The sequence below is a fragment of the Xanthomonas phaseoli pv. dieffenbachiae genome, from assembly GCF_008639345.1.
In the GTDB taxonomy this organism is placed as follows: Bacteria; Pseudomonadota; Gammaproteobacteria; order Xanthomonadales; family Xanthomonadaceae; genus Xanthomonas; species Xanthomonas phaseoli.
This window is the reverse complement of sequence record NZ_CP041380.1, coordinates 2,043,991-2,066,815: the sequence shown is the minus strand read 5'-3', so window position 1 is coordinate 2,066,815 and position 22,825 is coordinate 2,043,991. Positions and strand designations below refer to the sequence as shown.

10 protein-coding genes and 2 pseudogenes are annotated in these 22,825 nt (G+C 64.8%); all 12 read left to right on the top strand.

All coding sequences use genetic code 11. The features are described from left to right. Positions 1 to 121: 121 nt before the first annotated feature. Positions 122 to 2,233 (top strand): annotated as a pseudogene (locus tag FLG15_RS09465) (methyl-accepting chemotaxis protein). 156 nt (positions 2,234 to 2,389) lie between these two features. Then, positions 2,390 to 2,694, top strand: a pseudogene (locus FLG15_RS09460) (hypothetical protein). Positions 2,695 to 2,887: 193 nt separating this feature from the next. After that, on the top strand, positions 2,888 to 5,128 hold the full coding sequence (locus FLG15_RS09455) for a methyl-accepting chemotaxis protein (protein ID WP_057687145.1): 2,241 nt from the start codon (positions 2,888 to 2,890) through the stop codon (positions 5,126 to 5,128). 107 nt (positions 5,129 to 5,235) lie between these two features. Beyond that, positions 5,236 to 7,710 carry a methyl-accepting chemotaxis protein gene (locus FLG15_RS09450; protein ID WP_057687146.1) on the top strand — a complete coding sequence of 825 codons (2,475 nt, stop codon included), beginning with the start codon at positions 5,236 to 5,238 and terminating at the stop codon, positions 7,708 to 7,710. Positions 7,711 to 8,293: 583 nt separating this feature from the next. Beyond that, the gene (locus FLG15_RS09445) at positions 8,294 to 10,555 is read left to right on the top strand and encodes a methyl-accepting chemotaxis protein (RefSeq protein WP_057660003.1); all 2,262 of its coding nucleotides are present in this window, start codon (positions 8,294 to 8,296) and stop codon (positions 10,553 to 10,555) included. 207 nt (positions 10,556 to 10,762) lie between these two features. Next, a complete protein-coding gene (locus FLG15_RS09440; protein ID WP_057687147.1) occupies positions 10,763 to 13,024 on the top strand; it encodes a methyl-accepting chemotaxis protein in 2,262 nt (753 codons plus the stop codon). A 648-nt stretch (positions 13,025 to 13,672) separates the two neighbouring features. After that, positions 13,673 to 16,342 (top strand): methyl-accepting chemotaxis protein, encoded by a 2,670-nt coding sequence (locus FLG15_RS09435; RefSeq protein WP_150145931.1) that lies wholly within the window; start codon positions 13,673 to 13,675, stop codon positions 16,340 to 16,342. A 674-nt stretch (positions 16,343 to 17,016) separates the two neighbouring features. After that, positions 17,017 to 17,802: a flagellar brake protein gene (locus tag FLG15_RS09425; RefSeq protein ID WP_007963584.1), complete on the top strand. Its 786-nt coding sequence runs from the start codon at positions 17,017 to 17,019 to the stop codon at positions 17,800 to 17,802. Between the two features lie 134 nt (positions 17,803 to 17,936). After that, on the top strand, positions 17,937 to 18,419 hold the full coding sequence (locus tag FLG15_RS09420; RefSeq protein WP_003486339.1) for a chemotaxis protein CheW: 483 nt from the start codon (positions 17,937 to 17,939) through the stop codon (positions 18,417 to 18,419). Between the two features lie 454 nt (positions 18,420 to 18,873). Continuing rightward, the gene (locus FLG15_RS09415) at positions 18,874 to 19,257 is read left to right on the top strand and encodes a hypothetical protein (protein ID WP_003486337.1); all 384 of its coding nucleotides are present in this window, start codon (positions 18,874 to 18,876) and stop codon (positions 19,255 to 19,257) included. 83 nt (positions 19,258 to 19,340) lie between these two features. Then, complete coding sequence (locus tag FLG15_RS09410) at positions 19,341 to 21,722, top strand: methyl-accepting chemotaxis protein (protein ID WP_209228134.1); 2,382 nt, start codon at positions 19,341 to 19,343, stop codon at positions 21,720 to 21,722. Between the two features lie 242 nt (positions 21,723 to 21,964). Then, entirely contained in the window at positions 21,965 to 22,825 is an 861-nt protein-coding gene (locus FLG15_RS09405; RefSeq protein WP_057679014.1) for a CheR family methyltransferase, read from the top strand.

Below are 22,825 nucleotides of genomic sequence, written 5' to 3'. Positions count from 1 at the left end.
GATGAAACAGCTAAGTCTTTCGACACAACTGGCACTGGGCTTTGGCACAGTCGTTCTTGTGCTCTTGATCGTCGCAGCAGTAGGGCTTCATGGGCAGTCCCAGCTGTCGGACGCGGTGGCCATGAACGACCACACCTACCAAGTGATCGGCACCGGCCGCGCCATGTCCATTGCCACGGTCAATATCGAGACGGGCGCGCGCGGCTTTCTGCTGTCCGGGCAGGAAACGCATCTCACCCCCTACAACAAGGGCAAGGCGCAGTTCGAACAGGAATTCACCAACGCCAAGACGTTGACCGCCGACAATCCGGTGCAGCAGGAACGCCTGCAGCGCCTGCATGCGTCATACGAGCAGTTCATGGGCTTTGAGGACAATCTGATCGCGCTGCGCGGCAAAACCAGCGACACCGATCTGTCCGCCTTGCTCACGCAGTTCAAGGCCGGCCATGAACGCGTGGCGATGGGGCAGATCCGCCAGCACCTGGCCGACTTCGAAGCGCAGGAAAACCAGTTGCTGGTCAAGCGCAGCGCGACATTGGCCGCCGCAAAGGCCCGCAGCCGTTGGTCGATGATTGTCGGCAGCGGCATCGCCGTGCTGGTGGCGCTGGTCAGCGGCGGGTTGATCCGTCGTCGCCTGATCAACCGCCTCGGCACCGCTTCGCAGGTGGCCGATTCCATCGCGGCTGGCAATCTGTAGATCAGCGTGGACGGCAGCGGCACCGACGAGACCGGCCGTCTGCTCGCCAGCATGAGCAAGATGCAGCAGCAGTTGCAGAAGGTCTTGCATGGCCAGCAGGAAATGAAGCGCCGGCACGATCAGGGCGAGCTGAACTTCCGCCTGGACGAGGCAGCGTTTCCTGGCGACTACGCCACCATCGTGCGCGGCAACAACGACCTGGCCGCCTCGCATGTGGCCGTGATGATGCGCTTGGCGCAGATCATGGGCCAATACGCGATCGGCGACCTGCGCGAAGACATGGAAGCGCTGCCCGGCGACAAGGCCGTGCTCAGCGACACCATGGCCAAGGTCAAGGGCAACCTGTCTTCGGTCAATCACGCCATCAAGCATCTTTCCCAATGCGCGGCCAATGGCGACTTCAGCGCCCGCGGCGATGCCGACAACTTCCAGCACGACTTCCGGGTGATGGTGGAAAGCCTCAATACCCTCATGGCCACCGCCGACGGCAACCTGCAGTCGCTTTCGGGCCTGTTGCAGGCGATCGCGGCCGGCGATCTCACCGCCCGCATGAGCGGCGAGTTCCACGGCGTGTTCGCGCAGATGCGCGACGATGCCAATGCCACCGCCGTGCAGCTGGCCGAGATCGTCACCGGCATCAAGGCATCGGCCATCTCGATCAAGGGTGCCGCCAGCGAGATCGCTGCCGGCAACAGCGACCTGTCGCAGCGCACCGAACAGCAGGCCGCCAGCCTGGAGGAAACTGCCGCTTCGATGGAAGAGCTCACCTCCACCGTCAAGCAGAACGCCGAAAGCGCACGCCAGGCCAACCAGCTCGCCATCGGCGCGGCCGGCGTGGCCACCCAGGGCGGCGAGATTGTCGGCCAGGTGGTCGAGACCATGGCCGGGATCGAAGCTTCGTCCAAGAAGATCGCCGACATCATCTCCGTCATCGACGGCATCGCCTTCCAGACCAATATCCTGGCCTTGAACGCGGCGGTGGAAGCGGCACGTGCCGGCGAGCAGGGCCGCGGCTTCGCCGTGGTGGCGTCTGAAGTGCGTACGTTGGCCCAGCGCTCTTCCGGCGCCGCCAAGGAGATCAAGGACCTGATTGCCGACTCGGTCGAACGAGTGGCCGCCGGTTCGGTGCTGGTCAACACCGCTGGCAAGACCATGGGCGAGCTGGTGACCAGCGTGCAGCGGGTCACCGACATCATGGGCGAGATTTCCGCGGCCTCGCAGGAACAGTCGGCCGGGATCGAACAGGTCAACCAGACCGTCACCCAGATGGACGAAACCACCCAACAGAACGCCGCGCTGGTGGAAGAAGCCACTGCCGCCGCGCGCTCGCTGGAAGAACAGGCGGTTGGGTTGACCGAAGCCGTGGCGGTGTTCAAGACCGAGCAAGGCACCACCAGCACTGCCCGCACGGCATCACTCGCCAAGGCGGCGCCGGCTGTGCGCGCCAAGCTGACCTCGATCGGCGGTACCGCTGCCGCCAAGCCGCGCGCGGTTGCGGCATCGACGACCGTCGAGACCAGCTGGCAGGAGTTCTGACCGGCACGCACTGGCGTCGGTGGGAATGCACACCGACGCCAGTGCGCCAGGCAACCGCTCCATACATCAGTCGTTGCAACACGCAGGGCCCGAGCCAGCACATGCAACCCGCATGCGCGAGCTCGGGCCCTCATTGCATTGGCGGCCCCGCTGGCGATGGGCCAGACCGCTGCGCCCTGGCTGGCGTCGACTTCCAACTCGAACCGCCAAGGCGACACTCGGCCGCAGCCGATCCCGCCGGCACGCATCGGCTCACCTGCCCCCTGTCTGATCGGTCGCTTCGCAAAGACCAACTGGAACGCCAGCCGCGTGCCGGCACTGGCGCCACGACCGGCATGCACGTCGGGCGCCCTTCCCTGCGCACGCGCGTTCATCGCCGCGGCACCTCACCCGGCATGGCCTTGCATCGGCAAACGTCGCTGCCCGCTTCCGTGAATGATGCCAGCTATAACAAACGCTAAATAGCGAGCTCAAGTATACGACCGGGTCGCCGCTACCTGCCCTGCAATCGGGACGGAGCCGACGCGGGCTACCAGTGCCAGCGCCGGGCGTCATGCAGCCGTCCTAGCTTGCAGCGGATGCCGACCGTGATCGTGAGGCCGCCGCCGTTGCCTCGAACCGCCTCCTTCTCCTCCTTCCCGGCAGGTATGTTTCATGATCGGCTTTCTCCAACGCTATAACGTCGGCACCCGCCTTTCGGCCGCATTCGGCTTTCTGATCCTGCTCTCCTGCGGCCTGGTGGCCGCTGGCCTGATGACCCTGGCGCAAGCGCGCGGGCGCATGGAGTCGATCGTCAAACGCAACATGACGATCCTGGAATATGTCGGCGAGATGCGCAGCGCCAGTGCGGACATTGCAATCAACCTACGCAACATCGTGCTGCCGACCACGCAGGAAGAGAACATCGGCTTCGCAAAGATCGTCGAGCAGCAGCGGCAGTACTACAGCGACATCCACGACAAGCTGTACGCCATTCCGCCGTCCGACGCCAATGGCGCAGCAATGCGTCGGCAGATCGATCTTGCCCGCGAAGAAGCGCGTGTCGCCAATCAGCAGGTGTTGGACCTGGGCATGAACTACAAGCCCGACGAGGCGCTCAAGGCACTGATGCAGCGGGCCGCGCCGGCAAACCAGCAGTGGCAGGACGCGCTCAATGCGTATGCCGCGCGCCAGCGCAGCCGCGGCGCGGCGGCCTATGCCGATGCCAACGCCGCAATGGAGCGTGGCCGGTCATTGCTGATCGCCGGCGGCATTGCGGTCATCGTGATCAGCGGCCTGCTGGCCTGGCTGATCACCCGCAGCCTGACCCAGCCCTTGAACCGCGCCACCCGTGCCGCCGAGGCCATCGCCGAGGGCCGCCTGGACAGCGATGTGCACACCACCGCCACCGACGAGCCCGGCCGGCTGCTCAGCGCCATGGCCAAGATGCAGACGCAGTTGCAACGTTTCTCCAGCGAAACCACGCGGATGATCGAGCTGCACGCCGACAAGGACATCGGCCACCGCATGCCGCAGGACTTCCCCGGCGTGTACGGCGACTTGAGCAAGGGCATCAACACCATGATGTTCGAGCACCTGGACGCCATCGTCGATGCCATCGAAGTGCTCAACGAATACGCCCGCGGCGATCTGCGCCGCGATGCACGGCGCCTGCCGGGCAGCCGCGCGGTGCTGCACGAATCGATGGATGCGGCCAAAGCCAGCCTGCTGGCGATCAATACCGAGATCAAGCGCCTGGCCAGCGCGGCGGCTGCCGGCGACTTCAGCGCACGCGGCGATGCGCAGCGGTTCGAGCACGATTTCCTGCGCATGGTGCAGGACCTGAACGCGATGATGGAGGTCAGCGACGCCAGCCTGGGCACCTTGTCGGCGCTGTTGCAGTCCATCGCCGCCGGCGATCTCACCGCCCGCATGCACGGCAACTTCCACGGTGTGTTCGCCAAGATGCGCGACGACGCCAACGCCACCACCGAACAGCTCACGCACATCGTGCTGCGGATCCAGGGCGCGGCCGGCAACATCGGCGCGGCCACCGGCGAAATCGCCGCCGGCAACCAGGATCTGTCGCAGCGCACCGAACAACAGGCCGCCAACCTGGAAGAGACCGCGGCCTCGATGGAAGAGCTCACCTCCACCGTCAAGCAGAACGCCGAAAGCGCACGCCAGGCCAACCAGCTCGCCATCGGCGCCGCCCGCGTCGCTTCGCAAGGCGGCGAGATTGCCAGCAAGGTGGTCGAGACCATGAGCGGGATCGAGTCTTCGTCCAAGAAGATCGCCGACATCATCAGCGTCATCGATGGCATCTCGTTCCAGACCAACATCCTGGCACTCAACGCCGCGGTGGAAGCGGCGCGCGCCGGCGAACAAGGCCGCGGCTTTGCCGTGGTGGCCAGCGAAGTGCGTACGCTTGCGCAGCGCTCCACCGCAGCGGCCAAGGAGATCAAGAGCCTGATCGACGATTCGGTGCAACGGGTGGCCGAAGGCTCGCTGCTGGTGCACAGCGCCGGCACCACCATGGCCGAAATCGTGTCCAGCGTGCAGCGCGTCACCGACATCATGGGCGAGATCTCCGCGGCCTCGCAGGAGCAGTCGGCCGGCATCGAGCAGGTCAACCAGACCGTCACCCAGATGGACGAAACCACCCAGCAGAACGCCGCGCTGGTGGAAGAAGCCACCGCCGCCGCCCGTGCACTGGAAGAACAGGCGCTCGGATTGACCGAGGCAGTGGCGGTCTTCAAGACCGACAGCAACGACGCATCGCGTGCAGCATCACCACGCCCGGCAGCAACGCCGGCGCTTGCGGCCAAGGCGACGGCAGCCGGCCGCGCTCCTGCCGCCAAGCTGCGCGCCGTGGTCGCTGCGCCCGGCAACGACAGTAGCTGGCAAGAGCTCTGAACAGGTCGCCAGCCCTGACTGAACCGGACTGGTCGGCAGCGCTGCCGACCCGCTAAAGGCGTACACGTCGTTAGCCGATAGCCTGCTTACATCCATGAGACGCATCAATGACCACCTCACCCACGCTGTCGTCGCAGACCGTTCCAGCTTCGCCACGCCGCTGGACCAGCCGTTGGGACGACCTGGCCATCGCCAGGAAACTCGGCATCATCGGCGTGCTTGCGTTGGTGGGGCTGGTCATTCCGGTGCTGCTCTATCGCGGCAAGCTCAACGAAAGCGTCGCCATCAGCAGCAATGAATTGCGCAGCTATGCGCCGCTTGGCCAAATGCTGGGCCTGATCACCGACCTGCACGCAGCCCACGTCGATAGCGGCAGCGCCGCCAAAGACGCCGCGCAGCGCGCCGAGCGCGATCTCACCCAACTGCTCGCCACCACGGCCAATCTTCCCGGCTTCGAACGCAGCCAGAAGCAATTGCTGGCCCTGCAGCAGCGCCACGTTGCAGGTGCCGCGGCGCAGGGCTACGCCGCCGTGAGCGAACAGGCCTTTGCCGCGCTCGATGCATTGCGCGACGACAGCCAGCTGGTCTACACCCCGTACATCGAAAGCTATCACCTGGTGGTGTCCACGCTGATCTACAGCCCCGAGACCACCGAATCGCTGACCCGTCTGGACGCCGCCAGCGATCCCTCGCAGGCGGGCGACAGCCGCGCCATGCTGCGCGAGCAGCTCGATCAGCTTGCCCGAAACCATGTGCGTTTCCGCCATGAGCTGGACAAGGCGATGGGCTTGTTGGAACAGCCCGACCCCGCGCTGGCCGATGCCGCCAAGGCCGAAGCCACCCAGGCAAGCGCCGCACTGGCCGCACTGGGGTCCGCCTTGGACGGCAGCGATGCCAAGGCGGACGCCCAGTGGAATGCCGCGCTCGATGCGCTGGGCCAGACCATGCGGGACCTCAGCAATGTCTCGCTGCAGGCGCTGCAGCGGCAATCCGAACGTCACCTGGTCGACGCACGCAACGCGATGTGGCAAGCGATCGCCGGCCTGTCGGTGCTGGCGCTGCTGATCGCCGCGCTGTGCTGGTACACCTTGTCGCGCCTGACGCGCAATGTGCGCCGCGCCGCGACGGTGGCCGCCAATATCGCGCAGGGTCGGCTGGACGATCAGGTCAGTGCCGCCGGCCGCGACGAAACCGGTCAATTGCTCGACACCATGCGCCAGATGCAGGGGCAACTGCAGCGCGTGCTCAGCGCGCAAAGCGAAATGGCGCAGCGCCACGATGCCGGCCAGATCAGCTACCGCATGCAGGCAGACAGTTTCCCCGGTGCCTACGCCACCATGGTGCACGACACCAACGCGCTGGTGGGCTCGCACATTGCGGTCAAGATGAAACTTGCGCAGATCATGTCGCGCTACGCCATCGGCGACCTGAGCCAGGACATGGAGCGCCTGCCTGGCGAAAAGGCCGTGCTCACCGACACCATGGATACCGTCAAGGCCAACCTGTCGGCGATGAACAGCGAGATCAAGCTGCTTGCGCAGGCCGCCGCCAATGGCGATTTCAGCGTACGCGGCGACGCACAGCGCTTCCAGTACGATTTCCGCGCAATGGTGGACAGCCTCAATCAGTTGATGGCCACCGCCGATGCGAACCTGCATGCGCTCTCGACGGTCCTGCAGGCCATCGCGGCGGGCGACCTGACCGCCCGCATGCACGGCGACTTCCATGGCGTGTTCGCGCGCATGCGCGACGATGCCAATACCACCGTGACCCAGCTGGCCAATATCGTCGGGCGCATCCAGCAGTCCACCAATGCCATCAACGACGCCGCCAGCGAAATTGCCACCGGCAATCAGGATCTGTCGCAGCGCACCGAACAGCAAGCGGCCAATCTGGAAGAAACCGCTGCCTCGATGGAAGAACTCACCTCCACCGTGCGCAACAACGCCGAGCATGCGCGCCGCGCAAACCAGCTGGTGGTCGGTGCGGCCACGGTCGCCTCGCAAGGCGGTGCGGTGGTGGGTGAGGTCGTGGGCACCATGGCCGGCATCCAGGCCGCATCCAAGAAGATTGCCGACATCATCAGCGTCATCGACGGCATCGCCTTCCAGACCAATATCCTGGCCCTGAACGCAGCGGTGGAAGCGGCACGTGCCGGCGAACAAGGCCGTGGTTTTGCCGTGGTGGCCAGTGAAGTGCGCACGCTGGCGCAACGCTCGGCCGGTGCGGCAAAGGAGATCAAGCAACTGATCGAGGATTCGGTCAGCCGGGTCGAACACGGCAGCCAGTTGGTGGGCCAGGCCGGTCGCACCATGCAGGACATCGTCGATTCGGTGCAGAACGTCACCACCATCATGCATGAGATCAGCGAGGCCTCGCAGCAGCAGTCGCAAGGCATCGAACAGGTTGGCCAGACCGTCGCGCAGATGGATCAGGCCACCCAGCAGAACGCCGCGCTGGTGGAAGAAGCCACCGCCGCCGCCCGTTCGATGGAAGAGCAGGCGCAGCAATTGCGCGATGCCGTTTCGGTGTTCCAGTTGCAGGCCGAGCCTGCGCGCAGCCGCCTGGGCCACGCCGCCTGAGGCAACGCCTGGCGGCAGGTCTGCCTGGGACGCTGCGCGCACGCCCGCGTCCCACCTGATCAGTCCCCGCTGCCTGCATCTGTCAGGCAACGGCGTAGCGTTTGCACATCACCAACGCGCACGCGTTTGGCCCAGTGCCACCAGCAGCTCTCCTGCGAATGCGCCGGCATCGATCGGCCCTGCGCGATGGCGCACATGCAACTACACGCCAAGCCATCCGTCCTGTATCCAAGTGCCTGAGCGGCTGTCAGGACCGTGAGCAGGAAGTGAAGACGCGATCTTCCCGAGCCATCGGGATGCCCCTGCTGACAGGCATTTCCAGGCGGTTGTGCACACCAGGCTCACCTCGGTGACGCCGAACCATACGCGTGGGGCCTAGCGAGTTCAGCAGCACTGCCAGCGCGCCGTTACCAACCTCAAGCACGCGTACCTGCCCTGCAATCGCTGGCGTTGCGACCTTGGATGTCGCAACGCTCGATGGATCGGCTCGACGCGCGCCCGCTTCGGCGCCATCCGCGCACTCCGTACGCCTCGCCGCCTAGCGCACTGCCCCTTTCCTGCCCATCGCTCTCGAGATCCCAACATGACTGCTCTTCTTCAACGCTACAACGTCGGCAAGCGCCTGGGCTTTGCCTTCGGCACGCTGATCCTGCTGTCCTGCGCGCTGGTCGTCGCTGGCCTGTACACACTGGCGCAGGCCCGCCAGACCCTGGATACGCTCACCAACCGCAACATGGTGATCGTCCAGCGGCTGCAGGAAATGAACAACGCGGTGTCGGTAATTGCCGTGCAGTTGCGCAATATCGTGCTGCCGACCAGCGATGCGGAAAATCGCCGCTTCGCCGCGATCATCGAAGAGCAGCGCAGCATCTACAAGGAAGCACGCGACAAGCTCTACACCTTCTCGGCAACGCCTGCGGCCCAGGCGCTGCGTGAAAGCATCGACGCGAACAACAAGGCGGCCCGCGCGCTCAACCAACGGGTGATCGACCTGGGTCTTGCCGGCAAGTCGGACCAAGCCCTGCCCTTGCTGTTGCAGCGTGCCGCACCGGCCACGCAGGCATGGCAGGACAAACTGCTGGAATATTCGGCGCTGCAGCGCCAGCGCGCCCAGGAAGCCAATGCGCTGGCTACCACGGCGATGGCCCGCGGCCGTGCCATGTTGATCGGTGGCGGCCTGGCGGTGGTGCTCATCAGCAGCGTGCTCGCATGGCTGATCACCCGCAGCCTGGTGGTTCCGCTGACGCGCGCCACCCGCGCCGCCGAAGCCATTGCCCAAGGCAAGTTGGACAACGACGTCAGCACGCACTCCAACGACGAAACCGGCCGCCTGTTGCACGCCATGGACGGCATGCAGGGCCAGCTGCGCAACCTGATTTCCGCACAGCTGGGCATGGCCAAGCGCCATGAAGAAGGCCAGATCAGCTTCCGCATGGATGCCGGCGCATTCCCCGGCGATTTCGGGCGCATGGCCAATGACACCAACGAGCTGGTGGCCGCGCACATCAAGGTGAAGATGCAGACCATCCACCTGATCGAGCGTTATGCCATCGGCGACCTTTCCGAAGATATGCAGCAGTTGCCCGGCGAGAAGGCGGCCATTACCGCGGCGATGAACCAGGTCAAGCACAACCTGTCGACCATGAACACCGAGATCAAGCAGCTGGCGCAGGCTGCGGCCAATGGCGACTTCACCGCGCGCGGCAATGCCGAGCAGTTCCAGTTCGATTTCCGCATCATGGTGGAAAGCCTCAACACCTTGATGGCCACCGCAGACGGCAACCTGCAATCGCTCTCGGGCTTGTTGCAGTCGATCGCTGCCGGCGACCTCACTGCGCGCATGAGCGGGCAATACCAGGGCGTGTTCGCGCAGATGCGTGACGACGCCAATGCCACTGCCGAACAACTGGCCAGCATCGTCGGCCGCATCCAGATCGCAGCCGATGCGATCGGTCTGGCCTCGGGCGAAATCGCCTCCGGTAACCAGGATCTGTCGCAGCGCACCGAACAGCAGGCCGCCAACCTGGAAGAAACCGCGGCCTCGATGGAAGAGCTGACCTCCACCGTCAAGCAGAATGCCGAACATGCCAGCCAGGCCAACCAGCTCGCCATCGGCGCCGCTGCGGTCGCCTCGCAAGGCGGCGATGTGGTGGCGAAGGTGGTCACCACCATGTCCGACATCCAGGGCTCGTCCAGGAAGATCGCCGAGATCATCAGCGTCATCGACGGCATCGCGTTCCAGACCAATATCCTGGCCTTGAACGCGGCAGTGGAAGCAGCGCGTGCCGGCGAACAGGGCCGCGGTTTTGCGGTGGTCGCCTCCGAGGTGCGCACGCTGGCGCAGCGTTCGGCCGGTGCTGCCAAGGAGATCAAGCACCTGATCGACGACTCGGTGGAAAAGGTCACGCAAGGGGCCACCCTGGTCGATCAGGCCGGCACCACCATGGCCGAGATCGTCGCCAGCGTGCAGCGCGTCACCAACATCATGGGCGAGATCTCCTCGGCCTCGCAGGAGCAGTATGCGGGCATCGAGCAGGTCAACCAGACCGTGACCCAGATGGACGAAACCACCCAGCAGAACGCCGCATTGGTGGAAGAAGCCACCGCCGCCGCACGCGCGATGGAAGAACAGGCGCAGCAGCTGACCGAAGCGGTGGCGGTCTTCAAGGTGGCTGCGCATGCACCGTTGGCGCGTCGGTTGTCGGCCATTGCCAGCGCCCCGGCCAATGCCCGCTTCGCACCACGCCCGGCAGCACGCGTCACCCCGGCGGCCGCGTCGCCACGTCGCAGTCCTGCGGGCAACGCCACATCGGCCGCAGAGCTGGGCGATTGGCAGGAGTTCTGATCGCAAGGGCAGCCTCACGCACGGCAGTCGGTTGCGAACGACTGCCGTGCCGATTGCCGAGACCAGCTGTATCAAGCGTCAGGGCTCACGCGATCGATTGCAGGCAGCGCCGATAACGCTGCTTTGCCGACACGCAAAGTGGGCGCAATGGATCTTCCCAGCCTGCCAGCGCAACCGCATTCCACCTTTTAAAGCCGAGCGATTTTCATGACCTCTCTTTTGCTGCGCTTCAATGTCGGGCCACGCCTGGCTGCCGCCTTTACCGTGCTGATCCTGCTGTCCGGGTTCATCGCCTTCATCGGCTATCGCGGGCTGACCTCTGCACGTGCGCTGGTGGATGCCCTGGTGCACCAGAACATGACCAAGATCCGCCTCTCCAACGACATGATGAATGCCAACTACGTCATCGCCGCGGAGCTACGCAACGTCGTGTTGCCGACCAGCAACGAAGACAATCTGAAATTCATCGCATCCATCAAGCAGGCACGCGCCGACTACGCGAAGGCGCACGATGCGCTGTATGCCATTCCGTCTTCGCCGCAGGGCATCGGCATCCGTACCGAGATCGACCGCCTCGGGCAGCCCGTGCGCGACTTGAACAACAAGGTCGTCGACCTGGTGATGTCTGGCCACAGCGATGAAGCATTGCCGCTGATGCTCACCCAGGCCGCACCTGCGATGCAGAAATGGCAGGACAAGATCGGCGAGAACATTGCCCTTCAGGACAAGCTCGCCTCCGAAGCAGCCGAAGTGGCGCTGCAGTCGATGGACGATTCGCGCAAGTTGCTGGTCGGCGGTTCGCTGCTGGTGGTAATGCTGAGCGGCACGCTGGGCTTGCTGATCACCCGCAGCCTCACCCGGCCACTCAGCCGCGCCACCCGCGCCGCCGAAGCGATTGCCGAGGGCAAGCTCGATAACGCCGTGCATAGCGATGCCGGCGACGAAACCGGCCGTCTGTTGCAGGCCATGGACACGATGCAGTCGCGGGTGCGCAACCTGATCACCGCCCAGCTGGACATGGCCAAGCGCCACGATGCCGGCCAGGTGAGCTTTCGCATGGATGCCGGCACGTTTCCGGGCGACTACGGCCGCATGGCCGGCGACACCAATGCACTGGTCGACAGCCACATCCAGGTCACCGCGCGCCTGGCGCAGATCATGGGCCGCTATGCGATCGGCGACCTCAGCGACGACATGGACGCCCTGCCCGGCGAACAGGCCAAACTCACTCAGACCATGGCGCAGGTCAAACACAACCTGGCCGCGATGAATCGGCAGATCAAGCAGCTGGCGCAGGCCGCTGCGGCCGGCGACTTCAGTGCACGCGGCGACGCAGCGCAGTTCCAGTACGACTTCCGCATTATGGTCGCGAGCCTCAACCAGCTGATGGCCACTGCCGATGGCAGCCTGCAGGCGTTGTCGGGCATGTTGCAGGCCATTGCTGCGGGCGATCTCACTGCGCGTATGGATGGACAATTCCAGGGCGTGTTCGCGCAGATGCGCGACGATGCCAATGCCACGGTCACGCAACTGGCCGGTATCGTCGGGCACATCCAGACCTCGGCCGTCTCGATCAATGCGGCTGCCAGCGAAATTGCCGCCGGCAACAACGACCTGTCGCAGCGTACCGAACAGCAGGCCGCCAACCTGGAAGAAACCGCGGCCTCGATGGAAGAGCTCACCTCGACCGTGAAGCAGAATGCCGAAGGTGCACGCCAGGCCAATCAACTGGCGATCGGTGCGGCCAGCGTGGCCTCGCAAGGCGGCGAGGTCGTCGGCAAGGTCGTCGACACCATGGCTGGCATCCAGGCTTCGTCGAAGAAGATCGCCGACATCATCAGCGTCATCGACGGCATCGCCTTCCAGACCAAGATCCTGGCCTTGAATGCGGCAGTGGAAGCGGCACGTGCCGGCGAGCAAGGCCGCGGCTTTGCCGTGGTGGCCAGTGAAGTGCGCACGCTGGCGCAGCGTTCCTCGGCCGCCGCCAAGGAGATCAAGGATCTGATCGGCGACTCGGTGCAGCGCGTCACCGACGGCTCGCAGCTGGTGGACCAGGCGGGCCGCACCATGGCCGAAATCGTCTCGTCGGTGCAGCGCGTCACCGACATCATGGGCGAAATTTCCGCCGCCTCGCAGGAGCAATCGGCCGGCATCGAACAGGTCAACCTCACCGTGACGCAGATGGATGAAGCCACCCAACAGAACGCGGCCCTGGTGGAAGAAGCCACTGCCGCCGCGCGCGCGATGGAAGAACAGGCACAGCAACTCACCGAAGCGGTGGCGGTCTTCAAGGTCGATGCGAACGCGCCGGTGGCACGCAGGTTATCGGCCATCGCCGGCGCCGCGCGCCACCAGCGGCCGGCAGCGCGCCCGGTCGCACGTGCCGCCGTGGCCGCGGCGACACCGCAGCGCGTGGCAGTCAGTGCAACCACGTCGACCGTTGGCGATGGCAATTGGCAGGAGTTTTAAGCGGCGGCGCCGGAGCCCACCGGTCGCCGGCAGTGGCGGGCGACCGGCACAGACACCGGGATCGTGTTTGGTCCCTGTAGTGCAACCGGCCGCCTTGCGCATCGTCGCCCGATCGCAGCTGCCGATGCGCGTTTCACGCAACACCGTTGTCCAGCAACGCACACGTTTCGAGAGCCTTTGATCCGCGCTCCGCAGATCTTGTGGGCCGTTTCCCTTGCGAGGGGAAGCGGCCCTTTTTTTGGTGTCGTCCCGGGCACGACACACAAACCGCACGCACGATCTTCAGGCAGAACGTTGCGTCGACACCGAGGATAGGTGCGAACTCCGACTCCGGCTGCAAGCGCTCGGCGGCTGCGTAGCCATCGTATTGGCTGGCCAAGATTTCGCTGCGATCGGGCGGCAGCAAGGCGTGCTTTTCGCCCGCCTGACGCAACCGGTTGCTCCCCTCGTGGGCACTCCAAATTTCACCCGATATTTACAATCGCTAGCGATCAAGCGAGCGTTGTGAAACCGCTTTCAGCCACTGATTACTGAATGAAACGCCCAATTTTGTGCTGATTTCAACGGCAACAATCAATTTCGAGCATAAACGGCCGCTACCAAGCTCACGCATTCGTAACGCCCTCCCCCGTGCAAGGTCGATTCCTCATGCATTCCTTCAACCGCCTCTCGGTCGGTACGCGGCTCTCCGCACTGCTCACGCTGGTCATTGCCATCTCGCTGGGTCTGTTGGCCCTGACCATCTACCGCCAGTCCGCTGGCGATATCGAATCGCAGGTCAAGGCCGAGCTGCGCTCCAGCACCCGGCTGATGCAGCAGTCGGTGGCGATGTACGACGTCACCCTCAGCGAAGGCACCCAACGTTTGGGCAGCGTGTTCGACGACATGCTCCCGGCCGGGGCGCGCGAACTCGATAGCGCCAGCACGGTCACCATCGGCGAACAGAACACCCCGTCGCTGCGTGCCGGCAAGCAGGCCTTGAACCTCAATTTCGACGCCGTGGACCGCTTTGCCAAGGCGACCGGCGGCGTTGCCACGATCTTCGCCCGTACCGGCGACGACTTCGTGCGCATCACCACCTCGCTGCGTAACAAGCAGAACGAACGTGTCATCGGCACCCTGCTCGATCGCAAGGGCAAGGCCTACGCCGCCCTCTCGCAGGGCAAGAGCTTCACCGGCCAGGCGCAGCTGTTCGGCGAGCAATACATGACCCATTACCAGCCGCTGCGCGATGCCGCCGGCGAGGTCATCGGTGCGCTGTTCGTCGGGCGCAACTACACCCAAGGCCTGGCCGCGCTCAAGGCCCAGGTCAGCACCACCAAACTGGGCCAGGACGGCTATTTCGTCATCGTCGACATGGCGCCGGGCGATCACCAGGGCCAGATCATTGCGGCCCCGGCCGGCACCCCGGCCACGTTGGCGGCACTGGTGCCGGCCGAACAGCAGGCCCTGTTGCAGGCGGTGCTGGACGGCAAGCAGCCCAGCGCCAACCTGCAGCTGCGCGATGCCAAGGGCGCCAGCCAGGCGTTCGAAGTCACCGCACAGCGTTACGCGCCGTGGCAGTGGGCGGTGATCGGCGCGCAGCCGCGCAGCGCCATCGACGGCCCGCTGGATGCACTGATGGGCAGCATGCTGCTGTTCTCGTTGGTGGTGCTTGCACTGTGCATCGCGGTGGTGTTCATTGCCGCGCGCAAGATGGTCACCCGCCCGTTGCTGGCAGTGGAACGCGTGCTTGGCGACGTGGCGGCCGGCCGCCTGGACAACCCGATTGAAATCGACCGGCATGACGAACTCGGCCGCCTGCTGCTCAACGCGCGCACCATGCGCGATGACCTGCGCGCGCGCCTGGAACGCGACCACCTGATCGCCAGCGAAGCACTGCGCGTGCGCACCGCCTTGGACGACGTCAGCACCAATGTGATGATCGCCGACGCCGAGCGCCGCATCATCTACGTCAATCGCCCGCTGCAACGCATGCTGTCGGAAATGCAGGACGTCCTGCGGCACGACCTGCCCGATTTCGATGCCACCGCACTGGGCAATACCCGCATCGACCAGTTCCATCGCAATCCCGAGCACGCACGCCTGCTGGATCAACTCAAGAACGCGCACACCGCACAGATCGAAATCGGCGGCCGCATCGTGCAGGAAGTGGTCAGCCCGGTCGTGGCTGCCAACGGCGAGCGCATGGGCTACGTGGTCGAATGGAGCGACCGTACCCAGGAAGTGCAGGTGGAACAGGAAGTCGCGCACGTGGTGGAAGCCGCCGCGGCCGGCGACCTCAGCGAGCGGATCGACGTGCGCGGCAAGCAGGGCTTCCTGTTGCTGCTGGCCCAACAGCTCAACACGCTGCTGGACAACAACGCCGACGGCCTGTCGCGCGTCTCCGCCCTGCTCTCCTCGCTGTCGCAAGGCGACTTGACCGCACGCATGGACGGCGCGCTGCAGGGCGTCTTCGCCACCATCCGCGACGACGCCAACGCCACCGCCGACCAGCTGGCCGGCATCGTGCGTCGTATCAAGGACTCCTCGCTGACGATCAATTCGGCCGCCACCGAAATCGCCACCGGCAACGGCGACCTGTCGCGTCGCACCGAACAGCAGGCGGCCGCGCTGGAGGAAACCGCAGCCTCCATGGAAGAACTCACTGCCACCGTCAAGCAGAATGCCGACAATGCCGACCAGGCCAATCGTCTGGTGCTGGATGCTGCCGGTGTCGCGGCAAAGGGCGGCGACGTGGTGAACCGCGTGGTCACCACCATGGCCGACATCGACGCCTCGTCGAAAAAGATTGCCGAGATCATCAGCGTCATCGACGGCATCGCCTTCCAGACCAATATCCTCGCATTGAACGCGGCGGTGGAAGCGGCGCGCGCCGGCGAGCAGGGCCGTGGCTTTGCCGTGGTGGCCTCGGAGGTCCGCACGCTGGCACAGCGCTCGGCCGGCGCAGCCAAGGAGATCAAGCACCTGATCGAAGACTCGGTGACCCGCATCGGCAACGGTGCGGCACTGGCTTCCGAAGCCGGCAGCACCATGCAGCAGGTGGTGACCTCGGTGCAGCGCGTCACCGACATCATGGGCGAAATCACCAGCGCTTCGCGCGAACAGGCCGCAGGCATCACCCAGGTCAACCAGACCGTGACCCAGATGGACGAAACCACCCAGCAGAACGCTGCGCTGGTGGAAGAAGCCACCGCCGCCGCACGCTCGATGGAAGACCAGGCCGCGCAGCTGGTCGATGCGGTCGCAGTGTTCCGCCTGGAGCCGCAGGACCGCCTGAGCACCTTGCTGGCCAACGCACGCCACGCCTACAGCTGAGACGGCAACGGCGACGCATTGCAGCCTATTCACAGCGGTGAGGGCGCGGTGCCCTCGCCGCCCGCGGGATACGCCGTGAAGCCATCCATGGGGCTCGATGGCGGCATCCATGCCGCCAACGATCGCGCAAGCGGCCAGGACACCGCACCAAAGCGCTGGCTGGCGGTGTGTTGACGAGCGAGGAACACCGCGTCGGCGGATGTTGGCTGCCTTGAAACCCCTGCACACCGACCAAGGCGAATGGTCCTTGCCTGCCCACCGTCGCGGGACCCTTGGCGGCATGCATGCCGCCAGGGAGCTGACATGGACGTACTTGCAGCGTGTCCTGCGATGGTGGGCGGGCAAGGGCCTTGCAGCAAGCGCGAAGACGTCGTGGGCGCACCGCTCGCCGCAGGCGCCGTAGACCCGTCCATCGGTCCCGCAGGCAGCGAGGACACCGCCCCACACAGCTGTCTGGTGGCGCGGCTGAACAACGCGGACCGCGTCCGTGGCCTGCTGGTCGCTTGTCGAAACGCCGCACACCGACCAACGCGACTGGCACTTGCCCGCACACGCTCGCGGAGCACGCAGACGAGTTTCGTCAGCCGCCTTAAAGATTTGGCGTTGCCGCCGATATCAAGGCGACGCCAGGACAACCCGCCAGGCGCCTTCCCGCTTCCACTGTGCTTGTGCCCATGTCCCAAGGCGATACCTCAGAGCTGGACCACGACGCCGATCACCTCGCCGAAGGTGACGAGCGCTACCTGCTGCGCAACAAGCGGCAGATCCGTGGATTGCTGCGCCAGCTGCTCGACCAACGCGCCATCGTGACCATGCATGTGGCCGGCCGCGACATGGCCGTGCCCACCGCCGTGCTGGAAGTGGACGAAGACGACGACTGCGTGATCCTGGACGGCAGCCATAACGACGCCTCCAACCGCGCCATCGAAGGCGCCAAATACCTGCTGTGCTACGCCCAACTGGAACGGGTGAACATCCGCTTCCGCCTGGAAAAGGCCGAACGGATCGAGCGCGACATCCACGTCGCCTTCCGCGTCGACCTGCCTGCTGCGATGTACCACATGCAGCGGCGCGAATCGTACCGGCTGGAAACGCCGATCACCGATTCGCCCGTCTGCACCATCCGCCAGGAAGCCGCGCAGGGAAACGAGTTCAACCTGCAGCTGCGCGTGATCGACATCAGCAGCGGCGGCCTGGCGGTGTCGCTCACCGACGGCATGCCCTTGCTCGAACCGCAACGCACCTACCGCAACTGCATCCTGCAATTGCCCGACACCGCCCCGATCACGCTGCCGCTGACGGTATGCAGCCAGCACAAGCAGACCCTGCCCAACGGCAGCGAAGGCTTCCGGATCGGCATGCAGTTCAGCGACCTGCCGCGCGGCGCCGACGAAACCATCCAGCGCTACATTTTCCGTGTCGACCGCCAGCGCAATGCGCGCAAGAGCGGCGTGTTCTGAACCCTCATCTACCACGCGGGGCCGGCACCTAAAGTTGCCGCCTACCCCGCCGATGTTGCTAGGGCATCCCGCATCCGTCTCTGCTGCCGCAGTCCTGCCTAACCTGACACTTAGCCGCAACGCCCGGAGTTTCCATGAACGACAAAAGCACTGCCACCGGCACCGGTGGTGAATTCCTCAGCTTCGCCCTGGGCGAAGAACACTACGGCGTGGATATCCTGAAAGTGCAGGAAATCCGCGGCTACGATTCGGTCACCCGCCTGCCCGACGCGCCGGATTACATCAAGGGCGTGATCAACCTGCGCGGCACCATCGTGCCGGTGATCGACCTGCGCCTGAAGCTGCGCCTGAAAGAGGCGCGCTACGACGCCTTCACCGTGATGATCGTGCTCAACGTCGAAGACCGCGTGGTGGGCATCGTCGTGGACAGCGTGTCCGACGTGATTCCGCTCAACGACGACCAGATCCGCCCCACCCCCGAGTTCGGTGCATCGGTCGACACCCGCTTCATCTCCGGTATCGGCACCCAGGACGATCGCATGTTGATCCTGCTGGATATCGAAACCTTGCTCGACAGCACCGAGCTGGGTCAGCAGCTGGTAGAAGAAGCCGCCTGATTCAAACGGCTGCGTTGCCTCGCCTGCGGTCGCCGGAGAGGTGTAGAGGAATGCAGGAGCCGCCGTCTACGACACGCGGCTACCAAACGACTGCCAAGCCGCCAGAAGGCGCGCGGTCGGCGCCCTGAATCCCGATGTCGCATGCGTGCACTCCGGCTTCTGCGCCCCCCGCCCACCTGATGGCTGATTTGCTCCGTTTCGGTAGCCGCTTTTGGGCGTATGTGGCATGTTCCTGCACCCACTGCACCGCTCCGGCGGCCGCAACGCGTCTGTGCAACCGCATCTACGACCATCGCGTGTCGGGATGCTCCCGACACGCGACGCACCACTCGATAGAACTGAGATAAAAATCACGTTTTCCGGATTCAAGTTGAACGGCGGCTAGCCGATAGCTGAATGAAGCCCGCGTCCACACAACGGGTCACCGTTCGACTTTTGATTTCTGGAGAATCCTATGAAGTTCCTGCTCTCGCTCCTCCCCGTCGCTGCTCTCGTGATCGTTGCTCCCACGCTGTCGGCCCAGTCGCAGGAAATGATTCCGCCGGAAATGGCGACGCGCTTCGTCGGCAAGGACGGCATGGTGTGCGGCAAGGTCGAAAAGGCCAAGTACGCGCAGAGCTCTGAAGGCGAACCCACCTTCCTGTACATGGGCGGCATGTTCCCGCGCCACACCTTCTCCGCACGCATCGACGGCGCCAACCGCGGCAAGTTCAGCTTCGCCCCGGAAACGCTCGAAGGTAAGGACGTCTGCGTCCTGGGCAAGATCCAGCGCGACAGTTCGCGCGCCGAAATCGAAGTCAGCTCCCCGGCCAGCCTGAAGCTCGCCACCATCAAGTAATCGCTTCGCACATCGCCACGCCCTCGCGCGTGGCGATGTGCTGTTGCGGCTATGCGAACTGACTTCTACGGGGAATCGTGTCAATGCAATGGATCAACAATCTGAAACTGATGCCCAAGCTGATGCTGGCGTTCGGCATCGTGCTGCTGATCATGCTCGTCCAGGGCGTCATCGCCTATTCGGGTCTGGCCTCGCTCAATAACGTCACCCGCGACCTGGCCGGCAACACCATGTCCAGCGTGCGCGAGGCAGGCGATCTGCGCGGCATGCTCGGCGAATACCGGAATGCGGCCTACCAGAACCTGGTGCGCGCCAGCGACTCGGTCAAGCAGGAAGCCAAGGTCCGCGCCAAGAGGCTCAATGGCGAGATCGAAGCCACCATCAAGGGCTACCCGCGCCTGATCGAAAGCCCGCAACAGAAGAAGCTGTTCGACGTGTTCGTGGCGGACTGGAAGAAGGCGTCGGCCTCCTATGCCAGCGTCGACGAAATGATGGAGCTGAACCTGCCCGACGACGCCATCGACACCTTCGTCGGCGAGACCCGTACCCTGCATAACAAGGCCAAGGATTCGCTGGCTGCCTTGATTGCCGAAGACAACCTGCTCGCGCAGGCTGCCAAGACCAAGGCCGAAAAGGTCCACGCCACCTCCGTCACGCTGACCCTGGTGGTGCTGTTGATCGGCATCGCCGGCGGCCTGGGCCTGGCCTTCCTGTTCGCCCGTTCCATCGTCAAGAGCATGCGCGGTGCGGTCACCACGGCCACCGAAATTGCCGGCGGCAAGCTGGACGGCCAGATCAACGTGCAGGGCCAGGACGAAGTAGGCGAATTGATGCGCTCCATGCAGCGCATGCAGCGCGACCTGAAGGAACGCATCGAACGCGACCAGGAGATTGCCGACGAAAACCTGCGCATCCGCACCGCGCTGGACAAGTCCTCGACCGGCACCTTCATCACCGATCCCAAGCGCGTGATGATCTACGCCAACGACGCCTTCAAGAAGATCGTGGCGCAGTACGAAAGCAGCATCCGCCTGGCATCGCCCGAATTCGACGCGAGCAAGGTCATCGGCCAGCACATCAGCTACCTGGGTTTGTCGGATGCGACCGTGCGCAAGGCCATTGCCGCACTGGAACGCGATGGCGTCACCAGCTTCGAAGAGCGTTTTGGCGAAGTGGTGCTGGCGCAGACCGTCACCTCCATCAAGAACGAACAGGGCGAGACCAGCGGCGAAGTCTGCGAATGGCGCGACCGCACCATCGAAGTGCAGGTGGAAGAAGAAGTGGCCCGCATCGTGCGCGCCGCCGCCAGCGGCGACATGAGCGGGCGTGTGGAAACCGACGGCAAGCAGGGCTTCTTCCTGCAGCTGGCGCAGCAGCTCAACGGCTTGCTGGATGCCAATGCAGGCAGCCTGGAGCAGATTTCGACCCTGCTGTCCGCACTGTCGCGCGGCGACCTGACCGTGCGCATGCATGGCGAGTTCAGCGGCGTGTTCGCGCAGATGCGTGACGATGCCAATGCCACCGCCGAGCAGCTGGCCGACATCGTCGGACGCATCAAGCTGTCGTCCACTGCGATCAATTCGGCCGCTGGCGAAATCGCGTCGGGCAACAGCGACCTGTCGCACCGCACCGAGCAGCAGGCCGCCAACCTGGAAGAAACCGCCGCCTCGATGGAGGAGCTCACCTCCACCGTCAAGCAGAATGCCGAAAGCGCCCGTCAGGCCAACCAGCTTGCCATCGGCGCCACCGGCGTTGCCTCGCAAGGCGGTGAAGTGGTGTCGCAGGTGGTCACCACCATGTCCGGCATCGAAGCCTCGTCCAAGAAGATCGCCGACATCATCAGCGTCATCGATGGCATCGCGTTCCAGACCAACATCCTGGCGTTGAATGCAGCAGTGGAAGCGGCACGTGCCGGCGAACAGGGTCGCGGTTTTGCCGTGGTGGCCTCCGAGGTGCGCACGCTGGCCCAGCGTTCGGCCGGTGCGGCGAAGGAGATCAAGGGCCTGATCGACGACTCCGTGCACAAGGTGGCCGAAGGCTCGGCACTGGTGCGCAAGGCGGGCGCCACCATGGCCGACATCGTGGCCAGCGTGCAGCGCGTGACCGACATCATGGGCGAGATCTCTGCCGCTTCGCAGGAGCAGTCGTCCGGGATCGAGCAGGTCAACCAGACCATCACCCAGATGGACGAAACCACCCAGCAGAACGCCGCGCTGGTGGAAGAAGCCACTGCCGCCGCCCGCTCGATGGAAGAGCAGGCAGGTCATCTGGCCGAAGCGGTGTCGGTGTTCAAGCTGGACGACTCGGCGACGCAGGCGCCGCAGAGTGCGCGCGTCCGGCCGATCGCCTCACGCCCGGTTGCGGTGAAAAGCGCCGCCAAGCCGGTGGCACGCGCAGCCGCAAGCGCGTCGCGGCCAGCCAAATCCCAGGCCGCGCTGGCCGACGGTAACTGGCAAGAGTTCTGATTCACCGCTGTCACCCAACGCCCCGGCATTGCCGGGGCGTTGTGCATTTGGGCCAGGCACCTGGGGTGATCCCCGTAGGTAGATGCCGGAACACCTGGCGGTCGTCCTTGCCCTCTGAGCGGCCCACCACCAGCCGCCGCCCCCATCGCACGCGCCAGCGAACCCAACCGCTTCCAATCCACGCATTGGCGCTTCAGTTGCGCGGCTCCGTGGCCGATATCCGGTTATAGCTCACGACGCGTATGGATATGACGACTACGATTCCCGCTTCAGACACACGCGAATTTGATTTCGGCGACCGCGACTTCAAGCGCGTCTGCGACCTGATCTACCAGCGTGTCGGCATCGCATTGGCGCCAGCCAAGCGCGACATGGTGTATGGCCGCCTGTCGCGTCGTCTGCGCGTGCTCGGCCTGCGCTCGTTCCGCGATTACCTCGACCGGCTCGAAGCCGGCAACGATGAAGAAGAATGGCAGGCGTTCACCAATGCGCTGACCACCAACCTGACCTCGTTCTTCCGCGAGCCGCACCATTTCGACAAGCTGCGCGAAGAACTGCAAAAGCGCGCCTCGCAGGCGCCGTTGAAGATCTGGTCGTGCGCCGCCTCCACCGGCGAGGAGCCCTACTCCATCGCCATCACCGCCTGCGAAGCCTTCGGCACGCTGACCCCGCCGGTGAGCATCGTGGCCACCGACGTCGACACCCAGGTCCTGGAAACCGCATCGCGCGGCGTCTATGCCATCGACCGCGTCGCCTCGCTGGATACGGCGATCAAGCGCAAGTACTTCCAGCGCGGCAGCGGCCCCAACGAAGGCAAATGCCGGGTCATTCCGGCGCTGCGCCAGCTCATCGAATACCGCCAGTTGAATCTGCTGGCGCCGCGTTACGACGTCGGCGGTCCGTATGCGGCACTGTTCTGCCGCAACGTGATGATCTACTTCGACAAGCCCACCCAGCGCGGCATCCTGTCGCGCCTGGTCAGCCACATGGGCGAGGACGGTTTGCTCTACACCGGGCACTCGGAGAATTACCTGCACGCGGCCGACCTGATCCAGCCGTGCGGGCGCACGCTGTATCGGCGCGCACCGCGCGCAGGAGCCTGA